This is a genomic window from Alishewanella longhuensis, from assembly GCF_014653435.1.
In the GTDB taxonomy this organism is placed as follows: Bacteria; Pseudomonadota; Gammaproteobacteria; order Enterobacterales; family Alteromonadaceae; genus Alishewanella; species Alishewanella longhuensis.
Genome location: NZ_BNAO01000001.1, coordinates 74,148 through 89,259 on the forward strand (window position 1 = coordinate 74,148; position 15,112 = coordinate 89,259).

The window sequence follows — 15,112 nt, forward strand, 5'->3', positions numbered from 1 at the left end:
GCCAGGCTTAGCATGGCGTTCATGCATGTAACTCTAGGAAAATATCTTCCAGATTAAGTTGCTCTACCCGGATCTGCGCTTGCAGCTGTTCCTCCAGGGTGGGTAATAAAGCTGTTTGCCAATGGCTTACCGTGACCATAGCCGTTTTACCGTGGCGAACTTCGCGCACAGTATTGGCGATCTGCAGTTGCTCCGGCAAGGCACCCGTTGCAGTGATATGTAAGCGCACCACACTTTCTTTTAGCGTATCTAATTCACCTTGCCAGCATAGTCTGTGATCTTTTAGTACCCACACTTTATTAGCGACCCGTTCCATATCGGTAACAATGTGTGAAGAGAAAATAATCGCTGTTTGCTGATCAACGGCAATATTGATTAACTCGGCTAAAAACTGGCGGCGTGCTATCGGATCTAAACTGGCTACTGGCTCATCTAACACCAGTAATTGCGGTTTATGACACAGCGCTAAAATAATGGAAAGTTTTTGTCTTTGCCCTAAAGAAAGCTTACTAATGCGGGTGATTAGCGGGATCTCCCAGCTATGGCATAGCCGGTCGCAGAGTGCTTGATCCCAGTTTGGTTGAAAACGGGCAAACATGGCAAGGTGCTCATGTGGGTTAATTTGTTCAAGTAATTCATCTTGCTGCGGTACAAAGCCAATGCGTTGCTTTTCTTTCGCATCAATGTCGTGATGCAGGGTGCCGAATAACCGTACCTCACCCTCGTCAGGTAAGGCAAACCCCAAAATCGTTTCTAATAAAGTGGTTTTGCCAGCGCCATTTTTACCAAGCAAAGCAATAACATCGCCTTGTTGCACACTAGCAGTAATATTGTCCAAAATGGTGTGTTGGCCATAACACCGGGTTAACTGCGATATTTGTACTATGCTAGGCAAATTGTTGGGCATATCCCTATCTCCAAAAATAACTGTATTAATACACTAATACAGTATTGAGTGCTGTGCAAGCATGCTGTGTAAAAAACACATTAATTATCATCACCACAGCCTAATCAAAGTTTCAGTATTTCATGCAATACTAAGATACTTTAGCGGTTAACCTAGGTTATTCAGCTTATACTAAGCTTAAGTTGCTATGTTACCGCGTGAAAAACTGCCGCAACGGTAGGCAAAAGTACCGAAATAACTTACAGGATAAAAATTATGCGAATAGCGGTGGGTGTCATCTTTATGATATTGCTAAGCAGTTGTAGCCAAATAGGTCAGATGTCGATGTATTCCGTGTCTGAAGGGCAATTGGAACAAATGATTAGTAAGCAGGTGCCTAAGCTGACGCAGCAGGCCAATGTTGCCGGTATCCCATTAAAAATGGCGGTAGATACCATGGCGGTGCAAATTGGCCCAGATAACAGTGATGTAGTTCGTATCAATACGGCGGCCAGCGCTACGCTAAGCTTATTTGGCTTAACTTATCCGGCGAGCTTACAGCTGCAGGTTGAAGGTGCTCCCTATTACGATGCCGAGCAAAAAGCGGTATTTGTCCGTTCAGTAAAGTTACTAAATTCGTCTATTGAAGCCTCTGGCTATCGCGGTAACCTGACTCCTGTTACTAATGAGCTGTTGCAGTTAGTTAACCAGTTTTTGGCCACAAATCCGGTATATCGGTTAGACACCACTGATCCTACCGTTAAATTACTCACGGCTATGCCAGTAAATATGGCGGTGCAGCAAGGTAGAATTGTGTTTTCGCCAGCAGCGAAGTCGCGTTAAACCGATTTGTATCCTGGTAGAGATAATACTTTTGGGCAGGTTATGTTTTGGTCAGCCCAGAAGGTATCGGTAAAAATTGCTGTTGATATCTGGTTTGAATGGGGCTGATATAATCTTGTTTTATTTAAACTTGCGCATTAAGCAACTTGGCATAATACTTTTGTAATATTAAGTAACTGAAGAAGTAAGACGTGCCGTATTTTTTTCTGGTTTTGTTATGGTGCCTGCTGTGCTTCGTGTCGCCCCTACAGGCATCGTCTGACCAGCCTGATTTATTGCCATACGCCAAACCTGTATATAGCCGTTTTATTACCCTCAGTGCACCTGACAGAACCTTACCTGTGCCAACTGTCATGGCACAAGACCAACAGGGCTTTCTTTGGCTCGGTACCCAACATGGGTTATTTCGCCATGACGGTACTGAAATTCTGGAGTTTAAAGCTGATCCCAGCATACCAGGGAATTTGTCAGCCAGTTGGGTTTCGGCGTTAGCGGTAGATCCGGCCGGCTGGTTATGGGTTGGCACTCGCTATGGTGGTTTAAACCGCTTTGATCCGGCAACTGAGCGGTTTGTTCGCTATGATCTTCCTGCCTCTTCCGGTTTGCAATCGGCTGAAATTGCTTCACTAAAATTCGATGCTAACGGTATTTTATGGGTAGCCACTTACGGTGCAGGCTTGTTTCGACTGATCAACGATGTATTGGTAGCAGAGTCATTACCCGATAATTTAGGCAAAACCGCAGTTAATTTTATCAACGAGCTGTATTTTGATGGACAAGGTGGAAGTTGGCTAGCGCTTGGGGATGCGCCAATCCGTACTATGGGTCAACAAGCGGGGGGCGTGCTGTATCGCGCAGCTCCTTATCGTGACTGGCAATTATTACCTTTTGTCACTAAAGATGGTGATGCGGTATCTGTGACTCGGATTCGCAAGACCGCCGCCGGCAAAATACTCGCGACCACTTACGGTCACGGACTTTTTGTCTTTGACGACAGTAAGCAGCATTTTATTGCCGCACTGCAACCTAAGGCTTTAACCAAGGCGCTACTGACAGACATCTGGCTGGACACTGATCAAAACCTCTGGCTGAGTAGTTACAACACTGATTTTAGTGGTGGGCTTTGGTATCACGGAGCTAACGGTGAGTGGCGCCACTATCCTTTTGCCAGTGAATTTACCGAAGGTTTAGCCAGAGCCGATTTAATGGGGCTTTTTGCCGACCATCAAGGTATTTTATGGACTATTAGTCAGGCGGGCGTTAGAGGGTTAAGCCGTTTTGCTAAAGCGATAAAAACAGTACCTCCAGGCTTATCGAAAGCAGGCCTGTTACCGGCACCTAATGTATTAGGTATTGATGCGATATCTCATAGCGAGGTATGGCTAGCTAACCGCGAAGCTGGGGTTGTACTGTTTAATCCACAGGATTCAACGGTACGTCACTGGCCTTTTCCTGCCACACTACCGCAGCTTAAATCGGCACAGGCCATTAAACAAGATGCACAGCAACAACTCTGGGTGGGTACTAACGAAGGGTTATATTTGTTAGATAGTGCAGAAGATCGCTGGCAATTATTCCCACTGTCGCTGCAAGTTGAGCCCTTTATAAATGGAATCTATTTAGATCGTCAGCAAAACTTGTGGATAGGTACCCGTGGTCAGGGGTTGTTTCAAGTTAATGCTGCAAGAAGTCGAGTCATTCATTATCACGATACAAAAAATGACGCTCCGTATCTGCGTTTTGGTGATGTGAATAATATTTTTGAAGATCAGCACGGGGCTATTTGGATAGGCTCAACCGATCAAGGCGTTGCGCGATTTGATCCGCAGACAAAACAGTTTAATTATTGGTTACAACATGCCGGTAGTGAACATGGCTTGCAAATGAATGGTATTCAGTTAATTACAGAAGATGCTAGCAAACAGCTGTGGTTAAGAGCCGGTAATGTTAATCATCGGGTAGTATTCGATGGTAAATTACCCGAAGCAACTAGGGTATTTCAGCCGTACTTGCAACTTAAAGAGGCAGACGAGTTTTTACAACAGGCAGAAGTGTTCAGGCTACTCTACCGCTTGCATTGGCTGCCAGAACAAAATACTTATTTAGAATTAAACGAAGCTCATGGGATGCAAAGTGTTACCTGGATTGGCGCTTGGGATGTGCACAACAAGGTGATTTATCGGGGCGGTGCCAAAGGTTTTGATTATTTTGATATCTCTGAGCTACCACGTAAAGTGGCGCTTAATCCGGTGCAACTTACCAGTTTTTCGCTCTTTAACCAGCCTGTTCGTCCCGGTAGCGCTGAATTACCCCAAGCGCTGGCTTATAAAGCAAAGCTTCAACTCAGTTACCATCAGGATATGTTTAGTTTAAGGTTTGCATCACCGGATTTTAAGCAATCTCAGCTCATTCAATATCGTTATCGTTTAAATGGTTTTGATCGCGACTGGATCCAAAGTACCGCTAAAAGTCCGGTTGCTACTTATACCCGCTTGCCTCCTGCAACTTATTTATTTGAAGTGTCAGCAAGTTTACCCGGTGGAGAATGGTTACCCAGCACGAGTCTGGTAATAGAGGTACTGCCGCCCTGGTGGCTAACCTGGTGGTTTAGATTAACCATGCTAGTCAGTATTATTTTGTTGCTTACATTGATAGTCCGTTGGAAGTTGCAGCAGGAGTATCAGGTTCGTCATAGATTGGAGCAATTAGTTGCGCAACGAACCAATGAGTTGGCAGAACAAAATCAGGCGTTGGAGCTCTCGTACCGACAACTTCAACAAACGCAGCAGCAACTAATAACCCAGGAAAAAATGGCTTCTCTTGGTGGGCTGGTGGCGGGCGTTGCACATGAAATTAATACGCCGTTGGGGATTTGTGTTACGGCCAGTAGTCATCTGCAAGCTGAACAACAAAAAGTGGCGGAAGCCTTTAGTAACCGCACTTTACAACAGCGACAATTTGAACGCTTTTTGCAGCATTTAACGGATGGGTTAAAAATTCTGCAGGTTAATACCTTAAGGGCTGCAGAACTGGTAAATAGCTTTAAGCAGGTATCGGTAGATCAGAGTCGCGACACTTATCGAGAGTTTAATCTGGCTAATTATCTTAATGACGTTATTTTATCTTTAAGTGCCCGGCTCAAAAAACAAAACTGCCAGCTACAACTGGAATGCCCTGGTGAGCTTACCATGTTTTCTGATCCTGGCGCCTTGGCACAAATTATTACTAACCTGGTGATAAACGCTTTACTGCATGGCTTAGAACATCATAGTGCACCTGTGATCCGCTTGGTGGTGACGGAAGAACCCGAGCTGGTACAAATCCTCTTTGTTGATAATGGTATTGGCATGCCAGAAGAAAATTTACGCCAGTTGTTTGATCCCTTTTTTACAACTAAACGCAATCAAGGCGGTAGTGGCTTGGGAGCGCATATTGTCTTTAACTTAGTTACTGTGCGACTACAGGGTGATATTAAAGTGAGCAGCGAACCAGGACAGGGTTTACAGTATCTAATGCGCTTACCGCGTTTCTTGAAAAAAGCATAGAAAAAATCGGGGAGCCGAAGCTCCCCGTCAATGCAGGACAAATTTCACAACGACCAGAAAATCCATTTCTGAGCCTAGGCCCATCTACAATCCCTCGACAGCAGCCACTATACACGGCTTTTTTGCTAATGCAAATGATTATCGTTAATATTTTTGCGTGATGTGATAATACCAACCAAGTTGCGATATTAAAGAAAAATGCAATACTTAAAAAAATAGCTCAGGGCTCTTTTATATGCAGCTGCGGTTACTATTCAAGTTGTTTACCGTTATTTTGCTCAGCTGCAGTTACTGGCTGTGGTCTGTTGCTAGCGCAAGCGAAGTGCAGCAGCGTTTTGGGCGCATGTTGCATCTGGCAGATGTCTTTTCATTGTCGCAACATACTACTACTGCAGTTCAGGACCAAGACGGTTTTTATTGGTTGGGTACTCAGCATGGATTGTACCGCTTCGACGGCGCAGAGTTAAAAAACTTCCGTGCTGTGCCTGAGCAATCTGATAGCCTCTCAGCCGATTGGATTACTGCCCTACTAGTAGATCAACAGGGTTATGTTTGGATAGGCACTCGTTATGCCGGGCTAAATCGGTTTAACCCTAATACCGAACGTTTTGAGCGGATCAGAGCCGCCGGCACGTTAGACGCCAGCAGGCTAAATATTGCTAAAATTTATCAGGATGCAACAGGTGTTATTTGGGTCTCGGCCTATGGTGAAGGCTTATTACGTTGGTCGGAAGAGCTACAGCAGTTGGCCGCTTTTCCGCTACCTGCAACTATTAACGACATTGATACAACCTACATAACCGACATACTGCTTAAAGATGAGCAAATACTCTGGTTAACTGTGGGTGATGGCCCTCTTCGCAGTAAAGGCCAAGCGGTAGGTGGCTTAATAAGGTGGCAGATCAGTGAGCAAAAGGGGCAGGGTTGGCATCAAGGTAATAGCAATTTTGCAGTGAATTCAGTGACTACACTGTTACAGGTAGATCATGACATCTTACTCGGCACCTTTAATAAAGGGATTTGGGTATTTAAAGCCAATGCCACAGAGCCCATCAGCTATGAGCAACCCGCTGCCCTAGCTAAAGCGCATATTACGGCTATGTTGCAGGATAAGGCTGGTGAGCTCTGGGTAAGCACTTCTGGTGAAGGCTTGTGGCACCAAACTTCGGCTGTTTGGCAGGTTTTTCTCGCTCACCCTGAGGTGCCTTTTAGTTTACGCACTAATTCACTTCATCATATCTATTTGGATCATCAAAATACTTTGTGGTTAGTCACGCCATCGGGTTTTTCAATTTTTGGTGAGTTAGCCAGAGAGGTCTATAGCCTGCCAGCTGGCTCAAGCGCACCATTGCTACCCAGTGCTAATGTTTTAGGGATCTCGGTGCTGGCTAAAGACGCAGTTTGGTTAGCAAATCGTGAGGCAGGTGTGGTGCTCTATAATCAATTAACCGGCCAGATGCGTCGTTTCCCGCTACCAGAGTCACCAGAGGGGCCTACCTTAGCCCGAGCTATTTATGCCGAGCCAACGGTGGTATGGGTTGGTACTGATCGTGGTTTATATTTATTAGATCCGATTTCCGGCGAGTGGCAGCTCAATACAATACTCCCCGAACAGGTCCGAAAAACCAGTGTTGGTGTTATTTTAGCCGACAAATATAACCGGCTATGGTTAGGTACCCGTGGCTCGGGTTTATTAATGCTGGATAGTCAGCGTCAGCTACGACAACATTTTGCCCCCTATACCAACATCGTACTGCCTTTTAGTAGTGTTTCAGCTTTGTTGTTTGATTCTGATGATAATCTCTGGGTCGGCTCTCCCGACAGCGGCTTGTGGCGTTACCATGAGCAGAGCGCGGAAACAGCCTACTGGCTACAAAGTGCCAACAGTAAGCACGGTTTATTATTTAATGGCATTCAGATGTTGTACGAAGAAAACTCAGATATTTGGGTCCGGGCCGGTAACGTTAATCATAGGTGGTTAAAAATACGGGAGACCGCTGCGCCGGAGTTCGTGGTGTATCAACCCTTGCAAGGTGACGACAAACTTGCTGCGGCAACCTGGTTCAGATTGCTGTACCGGCAGCTTTGGCTAACTGATTTACAGACCATGATTGAGCTGGGGGTAACGCAAGGTATGCAAGAGACCACCTGGATAGGTGCCTGGGCAGCTTACGATGGTTGGTTGTACCGTGGTGGTAGCCAGGGCCTGGATATTTTCAGACCTGACGAGTTACCCGATACCTTAGCTGCTCCCAAAGTAAAGTTAACGTCTTTTGCGTTATTTAATCAGCAAGTCGCTGCGGGTAGTTCCATATTGCCACATGCATTAAACCGTCTGTCACAGCTAACACTACAGTATGCCGAGGACGTATTTAGTTTACGCTTTGCTGCGCCAGATTTACTGCTTAGCTCACAATTGGAGTATCGTTATCGTTTACAAGGCTTTGATCGAGATTGGTTATTGGTCACTAATCAAGAGCGCCTGGCGACCTACACCCGTATTCCACCAGGTGACTATGTGTTTGAAGTTTCAGTGCGCGTTCGCCAAGGAGAGTGGCAACCGCCATCAGTGCTGAGTATTAAAATTTTACCGCCATGGTGGATGACTTGGTGGTTTAGGACATTAATTGTGGTGGCGTTACTTTTAGCTATTTGGGGCTGGCTGCATTTAAAAACCCGTGCTGAGCGACAGATGCGCCTGCAGCTACAGCAACAAGTTGCTGAACGTACTCAGGAGTTAAAAGAAAATCATGATGCACTAGAGGCGTCTAATAAAGACTTAATGTTGTTACAACAGATTGGCCGGGAAATTACCGGTTCACTGGACTTAGGGCAGGTACTTTCTCGTTGTCATCAAATGTTAAGTGAAATCATTGATGTACACGTTATGGTTATCGGTTTATATCGGCCTCTAACGAACGAGATTGAGTTTGTATTCTGGCTTGAAGATCAGCAAGCGGAGTCGAGTTTTACGATAGCGGCCAATGATGGCAAAGCGCCTGCTTCACTTTGTTTTATGCGAGGCGAAGAAATAATAGTAAATCAGTATGCCGAATTTGCCAGGTATTTCACCGCGCTGCCACAGCCCTTGTGTGGTAAGCCAGTCGAGTCCGTGGTGTATATTCCTTTAATGCTTAATCAGCAAGTGGTGGGTGTTTTCTCAGTACAAAGCCCTAAAACGTATGCTTACAGCACATCCCAACTTAACTTACTACGTACTTTATCCAGCTCTATCGCCATAGCGGTAGTCAATGCTGATACTTTCACCCGTTTGCAACAAACCCAACAGCAATTGGTGACGCAGGAAAAAATGGCCTCGCTAGGTGGCTTGGTGGCCGGGGTGGCACATGAAATTAATACCCCGCTTGGTATCTGTGTTACCGCCACCAGTTTCTTAAAAGCAGAGTTTGCCCAAGTAAAGCGCGCTTTTGATGAAAAAACACTGCAACAGTCTCAATTTAGTAAATTCTTACTGCAATTAGCGGATGCCTTAAAGATATTGGAAGTAAATACCGAGCGTGCAGCGACCTTAGTACAAAGCTTTAAAAAAGTGTCGGTAGACCAATCAGCTAACGAAGCCCGGGAAATCGAGTTAGCCGGTTATCTGAAAGATGTGTTGTTATCATTAAAGCCGCAGCTTAAAACCATTAATTGCCAATTCCAGTTAACTTGCCCGGAGGACATATATTGGTTTACCGATGCCGGTGCTGTGGCACAGATAGTGACCAATTTAGTGATGAACAGCGTTAAGCATGCTTTTAGCGAGCAGCCAGAGCCATTGATTAGCTTGCATATTAGCCAGCAAGGGCGCCAGCTGCAGTTTGACTATTATGATAATGGCTGTGGTATGCCGGCAGAGACTCTGGGCATGCTATTTGAGCCTTTTTATACCACCAAAAGATCGGCCGGTGGCACAGGCCTAGGCGCGCATATCGTGTTTAATCTCATTACAGCGCGTTTGAAAGGACAAATTACTGTGCGTAGCGAACCAAACGAAGGGTTATATTATCGGATTACTTTACCGTTAGATGCTTGCTAAAAACTTTCTTTTCGCTAGAATATCTTTCAAATCGAAACTTTTGGTGAAAGATGAATAAACGTAATACCCAGCAACGTCGCCATCTTATTGTGGCGCAGCTGCAACAACAGGGTGAAGTCACGGTAGAGCAGCTGGCCGCGCAGTTTCAAACATCTGAAGTGACCATTCGCAAAGATCTTACCGTATTAGAAACTGCCGGCTTATTGCTGCGCCGCTATGGTGGCGCTGTGCCGGTGCCGCAGGATTTTGTTTCAGACAGCAGTTTAGAGAAGGTTTCAGAACGAAAGTTAGCTATTGCTAAGGCTGCCGCCGGCCTGATCAAAGATCATTATCGCATTATTATTGATAGCGGCCGCACCACCGCCGCCTTATTGCCAGAGCTGGCGCAAAAGCGCGGCTTAGTGGTAATGACCAATTCGCTAGCGATAGCCAATGCGCTACGTGAGCTAGAGAACGAACCGACCTTATTGATGACCGGTGGTACCTGGGATCCGCAATCCGAAGCGTTTCAGGGGCAATTAGCCGAGCAAATGTTGCGTAATTACGATTTTGATCAGCTGTTTATTGGGGCTGATGGTATCGATTTAAGCCGTGGTACCACCACCTACAATGAGTTGTATAGCCTAAGCCGGGTGATGGCGGAAGTGGCGCGCGAAGTTATCGTAATGCTGGAATCGGACAAGCTTGGGCGCAAAATTCATAATTTAGAGCTGCCCTGGTCGATGGTAAAAGTATTAGTTACCGACACTGGGCTGGCAGAAGACGCAGCCAAACAAATTGAGCAGCAAGGCGTCACGGTGATCCGGGTTCAGGCCTGATTAACCTGCTTTCTGTATGTTAAATAAACTATTTTAGGTAATTGGAGTAACACTATGTGTGGCATTGTTGGTGCAGTAGCACAGCGGGACGTGGTAGATATTTTAGTAGAAGGTTTACGCCGTTTAGAATACCGTGGCTATGACTCGGCCGGTGTTGCGGTCGTCAATAGTAGCGGCAACTTACAACGGCTGCGCCGCTTAGGCAAAGTAAAAGAGCTGGCCGATGCGGTAGCGGCTCAGCCGGTGCCTGGCGGTACCGGTATTGCCCATACCCGTTGGGCTACGCATGGTGAACCGAGCGAGCGCAATGCCCACCCCCATGTTTCTGGCAAAATTACCGTAGTACATAACGGCATTATTGAAAACCACGGCCCTTTGCGTGACGCCTTAAAAGCCAAAGGCTATGTGTTTAACTCTGATACGGACACCGAAGTTATTGCCCACCTGGTAGAGGAAGAGCTAAAAACCGCAGGTTCCTTGTTGGCGGCAGTGCAAAAAGCCGTTAAACAATTTAGCGGTGCTTATGGCACTGTACTGATGGATAAAACCGATCCTTCGCATTTAGTGGTCGCCCGCTCTGGCAGCCCGCTGGTGATCGGTTTTGGTATTGGCGAAAACTTTATTGCCTCGGATCAACTGGCCTTATTACCAGTAACCCGCCGCTTTATGTTTTTAGAAGAAGGCGATGTGGCTGAAATTACCCGCCACAGTGTAACGGTATATGATAAAAATGGTCAGCAAGTTGAGCGCGCTATTACTGAGTCTAACGCCAGTTATGATGCCGGTGACAAAGGCCAGTACCGGCACTTTATGCTAAAAGAAATTTATGAGCAGCCCTCGGCTATTAACAATACGCTGGAAGGCCGCCTAAGTAGCGACAGCGTGTTGGATGAAACTTTCGGTAATGGTGCCGCTGAGCTGTTTCAAAAAGTAAAGCATGTGCAAATTGTGGCCTGCGGTACCTCGTATCATTCCGGCATGGTGGCGCGTTACTGGTTAGAATCCTTAGGCGGCATTTCCTGTAATGTCGAAATTGCCTCAGAATTCCGTTATCGCAAATCCTTTGTACAGCCAAACAGCTTACTGGTCAGTATTTCGCAATCCGGCGAAACGGCCGATACCTTAGCCGCACTGCGGATGGCCAAAGAAGCCGGTTATATTGGCAGCCTAACCATTTGTAACGTCGCTGGTTCGTCTTTAGTACGCGAATCCGATCTGGCCTTTATGACTCGTGCTGGCGCGGAAATTGGTGTTGCCTCTACCAAAGCCTTTACTACCCAGTTAGTGGGTTTAGCGATGCTGACGCTGGCTATTGGTAAATACAATGGCTTAACCGCGGCACAGCAACAAGACATGGTGACGGCGCTGAAATCTTTACCCGCTAAGCTGGAAGAAACTTTAAAGCTGGCCAGCAGCATTGAAACCCTGGCCGAAGAGTTTGCCGATAAGCATCACTCGCTGTTTTTAGGCCGTGGCGATCAGTATCCTATCGCGATGGAAGGGGCATTAAAGCTAAAAGAAATCTCTTATATCCACGCCGAAGCCTACGCTGCAGGTGAGTTAAAACACGGCCCGCTGGCGCTGATTGACGCCGATATGCCGATTATTGTGGTAGCACCCAATAACGAGCTATTAGAAAAACTACAATCTAACGTGGAAGAAGTACGCGCCCGCGGCGGTATTTTATATGTGTTCGCCGATATCGACGCCCACTTTAAGTCCGACGCTACCCAGCGCGTAGTGAACGTACCGCACGTGCACCCGCTCATAGCGCCGATTATCTATACCATCCCACTGCAGCTGCTTAGCTATTATGTGGCGATAATTAAAGGGACTGATGTGGATCAGCCGCGGAATTTGGCGAAGAGTGTCACGGTGGAATAAGGCTATGGGATGAAAGCGTTATTCCGATGCTAACATCTACTTTGGCAAACTAAAGCCGGCAGCAGCCGGCTTTAGTTTTGTTAATGACTAATTATTTAAGCGTCTGCAGTCGCTTTATTAAACCCTGCCAACCACACCTTTAATAGAGCACTTAGCTGCTGCTGTTGCTCCATCGTTAAATTGCCCATTAGCCGTTGCTGCAGGGCGATATGCTCGGGCAGTACTTGCTCAATCAGTGCTTTGCCTTGCTCGGTTAGGCTAACATGCACTACGCGTCTGTCTTCTGTGCAGTGACGGCGCTGTATTAGCTCTCGTTGTTCTAGCTTATCTAGCCGAGTACTCATGGCGCCAGAACTCAGTAACATACTTTGATAGAGCTGCGATGGAGATAATGAATAAGGCTCGCCGGCGCGTCTAAGCGTGGCTAATACATCAAACTCTCCCTGTTTTAAACCATGCTGCTCGTAGCAGTGCAAAAAGGCTAATTCCAGCGTTTTATTGAGGCGAGCAAAGCGGCCGAGTAACTGCATGGCTAACAGTTCATCGGTAATACCCTGGCGTTGCCACTGGGCGGTAATATGGTCTAAATCGTCATTCATGGCAGTTTGTGGGCTTGGTTTAGATAATCGCTTTACAGCTTAACCAAGAATAGGCAGAATATAAATATCTTTATGTAAAGATACTTTTTAAGAAGATTCTTTAAGGGTTTTTATGTCTATCTCCTCTTCCAGCGCCAACAGTGCAGCGACCACGGCCACCGTTGCAAATGGTGAACTGGCTAATTCGGCTACCGCAACTGTCCAGCCTATTGGTAAGCTGGCCAGTGCCAGTGCCAGCGCTTTAAGCGCAGCACAATGGTTATGTTTACTGGCAATAGTGCTGGTGGCGTTAAATCTGCGGCCTGCTTTGGCGGCAATAGGTCCTTTGTTGCAGGCGATTCAGGGCGATATCAGCTTAAGTTTTAGTGCGGCTTCCTTGTTAACTACCTTACCCGTGTTGGCCATGGGCTTATTTAGCTTTGTCGGCTTTCGTTTAGCTACGCCACTGGGGTTAGAACGCACTGTAGCGGCTGCTTTAGTGGTGCTGGCAATGGCCACGGCACTGCGTTTTTGGGCACCTAATGCCGGTTTATTAATAAGCACTGCTTTGTTAGCCGGTATGGCGATTGCCATGATCCAAACCCTATTACCCGCCATTATTAAAGCGCGTTTTGCCGAGAAAACGCCGCTAATTATGGGTTTTTATGTTACGGCCATTATGTCGGGTGCGGCTATTGCAGCTATTAGCACACCACTGCTGGCCAGCAGCTTAAGCTGGCGAATGAGTTTAGGTAGCTGGGTGTTATTGGCACTGTTCGCGCTGCTTATTTGGTGCTGGCAATTAAAAGCGCCTAAAGCCGCCAGTCAGGCTATAGCGCCAGCACCGGCGTTTTCGTTTTGGCGTAATAAACGTAGCTGGCAATTGGCAGTATTTTTTGCGCTGGGCACCAGCTGTTATGTCTCGGTGCTGGCTTGGCTGGCGCCTTATGCCATAGAGCAAGGCTTAACTGCTAAACAAGCCGGCTTATTGCTAGGGTTTTTAACCAGCTGCGAAGTGGTAGCGGGCTTATTCTTCCCGTGGTTAGCTATGCGTAGTCGCGATAAGCGCCAAGTTATTGCCATCCTTTGCGTGCTGCAATTATTGGGGTTTAGCGGTTTAGCATTATTGCCTGATACGGCGTTGTTGCTGTGGGTTGCCATGATTGGTTTAGGGATTGGTGGCATCTTTCCATTGGCCATTATTATTACCATGGATCATCTGGATAATCCGGTACAGGCTGGGCGCTTAACAGCCTTTGTGCAAGGTGTTGGTTATATTATGGCGGCCTTTACCCCGTGGATCGCTGGCGGGCTGCGCGACAGCTTACAGAGCTTTACCCTGGCCTGGTTGCTGTTGGCCGCCAGCAGTGTGCTGGCGCTTTACTTAGGCACAAAATTTAGTGTTGCCAGTTACCGGCAGCACTTTGCGGTCACGTCGCCAGCTTAACAGCTGGTGTTAATGCAATCGCGGCCGTCCGCTTTGGCGCGGTATAAGGCGGTGTCGGCAGCACAAAGTAACGCCATGCTGGTACGGAACTGGCCATTAATTTCAGTGGCTATGCCCTGGCTTACGGTAATGCCAACAGAGGCCGGTAAGCCCGCGTCGGTAAACTGCAATTGCCGTACGGCCTGTTGCACTTCTCTGGCCACGGCTAAGGCTTTAATTTCATTATAGTGCGGTAGAATTAGTGCAAACTCTTCGCCGCCATAGCGGGCAGCCAGCTGAGCATCTAAGGGCATCGCTTGCAATATGGCCCGGGCCACTTTACGCAGGCAGGCATCGCCCTGAATATGGCCGTAACTGTCGTTAAATTGTTTAAAAAAGTCGATATCAATAATGATCACGCTTAGCGGCCTTTTTGCTGCGGTGCACTGTAGCCAGTTTTGTAGCAGTTGTTCATCAAAGCTGCGACGATTCGCCAGGCCGGTTAAGGCGTCTGTTGCCGCCTGGCGCTTTAGCTGTTCAAACTCGGCTTTTTGCCGGGTCAGATCGCGTAAAATAAGTATCAGCCGGGCTTCTGGCTCCGGTAAAAAAGATACCGATAACTCAATATCTTTTAGCTCACCATTGGCACAATGCAGCACCATTTCTGTTGGCCCTGCTTGCAGCGACAGCACTTGTTTCGCGACAATTTTTACCAGCCCTTGATATTGCTTTAGGCAGCGCTCGTGTAAAAAAGCTGGCCAACGTTCACCGATTAATGGTCGATCGATACTGTTTAGTAATAGGGCGGCTTTGGCATTGGCGCACTCAATTACCCCGTCGGTGTTGACTATCAACACCGCCTCAGCCAGATATTGGATAAAGCGACTGATATTGAAGTCTGCCGTATGGTCCTCACTACCGGCGGCTAACCCATTATGATCGTCATTCAGCGCTTCGGGTTGTAAGGTGCTTTTAAAAGGGGCTGCGCTCATCTTGTTGCTCCAGGCTAGTGAGTTTTGTTATGACTCACTATAGAGCGTTAGTTGTGCTAGAACCTTTCGGTAACCTTACTTTTTAAGCTTATGATTTTATT

9 protein-coding genes are annotated in these 15,112 nt (G+C 47.0%); 6 read left to right on the top strand and 3 right to left on the bottom strand.

The features are described 5' to 3' along the window. Positions 1-19: 19 nt before the first annotated feature. On the bottom strand, positions 20-907 hold the full coding sequence (locus IE163_RS00370) for an ABC transporter ATP-binding protein (RefSeq protein ID WP_229833376.1): 888 nt from the start codon (positions 905-907) through the stop codon (positions 20-22). A gap of 255 nt (positions 908-1,162) precedes the next feature. Between IE163_RS00370 and IE163_RS00375 the strand changes: the two genes are divergently transcribed. From IE163_RS00375 to glmS, 5 genes are all read left to right on the top strand, one after another. Then, complete coding sequence (locus IE163_RS00375; protein WP_189429145.1) at positions 1,163-1,729, top strand: YceB family lipoprotein; 567 nt, start codon at positions 1,163-1,165, stop codon at positions 1,727-1,729. A gap of 191 nt (positions 1,730-1,920) precedes the next feature. Continuing rightward, a complete protein-coding gene (locus IE163_RS00380) occupies positions 1,921-5,274 on the top strand; it encodes a sensor histidine kinase (RefSeq protein WP_189429146.1) in 3,354 nt (1,117 codons plus the stop codon). Between the two features lie 235 nt (positions 5,275-5,509). Beyond that, positions 5,510-9,313 carry a two-component regulator propeller domain-containing protein gene (locus IE163_RS00385; RefSeq protein WP_189429147.1) on the top strand — a complete coding sequence of 1,268 codons (3,804 nt, stop codon included), beginning with the start codon at positions 5,510-5,512 and terminating at the stop codon, positions 9,311-9,313. 50 nt (positions 9,314-9,363) lie between these two features. After that, complete coding sequence (locus IE163_RS00390) at positions 9,364-10,131, top strand: DeoR/GlpR family DNA-binding transcription regulator (RefSeq protein WP_189429148.1); 768 nt, start codon at positions 9,364-9,366, stop codon at positions 10,129-10,131. A 54-nt stretch (positions 10,132-10,185) separates the two neighbouring features. After that, positions 10,186-12,015, top strand: a complete 1,830-nt coding sequence (gene glmS / locus IE163_RS00395) for a glutamine--fructose-6-phosphate transaminase (isomerizing) (RefSeq protein ID WP_189429149.1) — start codon at positions 10,186-10,188, stop codon at positions 12,013-12,015. A 95-nt stretch (positions 12,016-12,110) separates the two neighbouring features. Here glmS and IE163_RS00400 read toward each other — a convergent pair whose 3' ends face one another. Further along, positions 12,111-12,614, bottom strand: a complete 504-nt coding sequence (locus tag IE163_RS00400) for a MarR family winged helix-turn-helix transcriptional regulator (protein WP_189429150.1) — start codon at positions 12,612-12,614, stop codon at positions 12,111-12,113. A 112-nt stretch (positions 12,615-12,726) separates the two neighbouring features. On the opposite strand from IE163_RS00400, the gene IE163_RS00405 reads away from it, so the two are divergent. Beyond that, positions 12,727-14,040 (top strand): cyanate transporter, encoded by a 1,314-nt coding sequence (locus tag IE163_RS00405; RefSeq protein WP_189429151.1) that lies wholly within the window; start codon positions 12,727-12,729, stop codon positions 14,038-14,040. Here IE163_RS00405 and IE163_RS00410 read toward each other — a convergent pair. Further along, complete coding sequence (locus IE163_RS00410) at positions 14,037-15,011, bottom strand: sensor domain-containing diguanylate cyclase (protein ID WP_189429152.1); 975 nt, start codon at positions 15,009-15,011, stop codon at positions 14,037-14,039. The two genes, IE163_RS00405 and IE163_RS00410, sit on opposite strands and share 4 nt — an antisense overlap. Positions 15,012-15,112: the final 101 nt, after the last annotated feature.

Bases quoted from the DNA above. Each gene is read 5' to 3' on its own strand.
- IE163_RS00375 (WP_189429145.1), top strand. From the start codon at position 1,163: ATGCGAATAGCGGTGGGTGTCATCTTTATGATATTGCTAAGCAGTTGT.
- IE163_RS00390 (WP_189429148.1), top strand. From the start codon at position 9,364: ATGAATAAACGTAATACCCAGCAACGTCGCCATCTTATTGTGGCGCAG.
- IE163_RS00410 (WP_189429152.1), bottom strand. From the start codon at position 15,011: ATGAGCGCAGCCCCTTTTAAAAGCACCTTACAACCCGAAGCGCTGAAT.
- IE163_RS00385 (WP_189429147.1), top strand. From the start codon at position 5,510: ATGCAGCTGCGGTTACTATTCAAGTTGTTTACCGTTATTTTGCTCAGC.
- IE163_RS00405 (WP_189429151.1), top strand. From the start codon at position 12,727: ATGTCTATCTCCTCTTCCAGCGCCAACAGTGCAGCGACCACGGCCACC.
- glmS (WP_189429149.1), top strand. From the start codon at position 10,186: ATGTGTGGCATTGTTGGTGCAGTAGCACAGCGGGACGTGGTAGATATT.
- IE163_RS00370 (WP_229833376.1), bottom strand. From the start codon at position 907: ATGCCCAACAATTTGCCTAGCATAGTACAAATATCGCAGTTAACCCGG.
- IE163_RS00400 (WP_189429150.1), bottom strand. From the start codon at position 12,614: ATGAATGACGATTTAGACCATATTACCGCCCAGTGGCAACGCCAGGGT.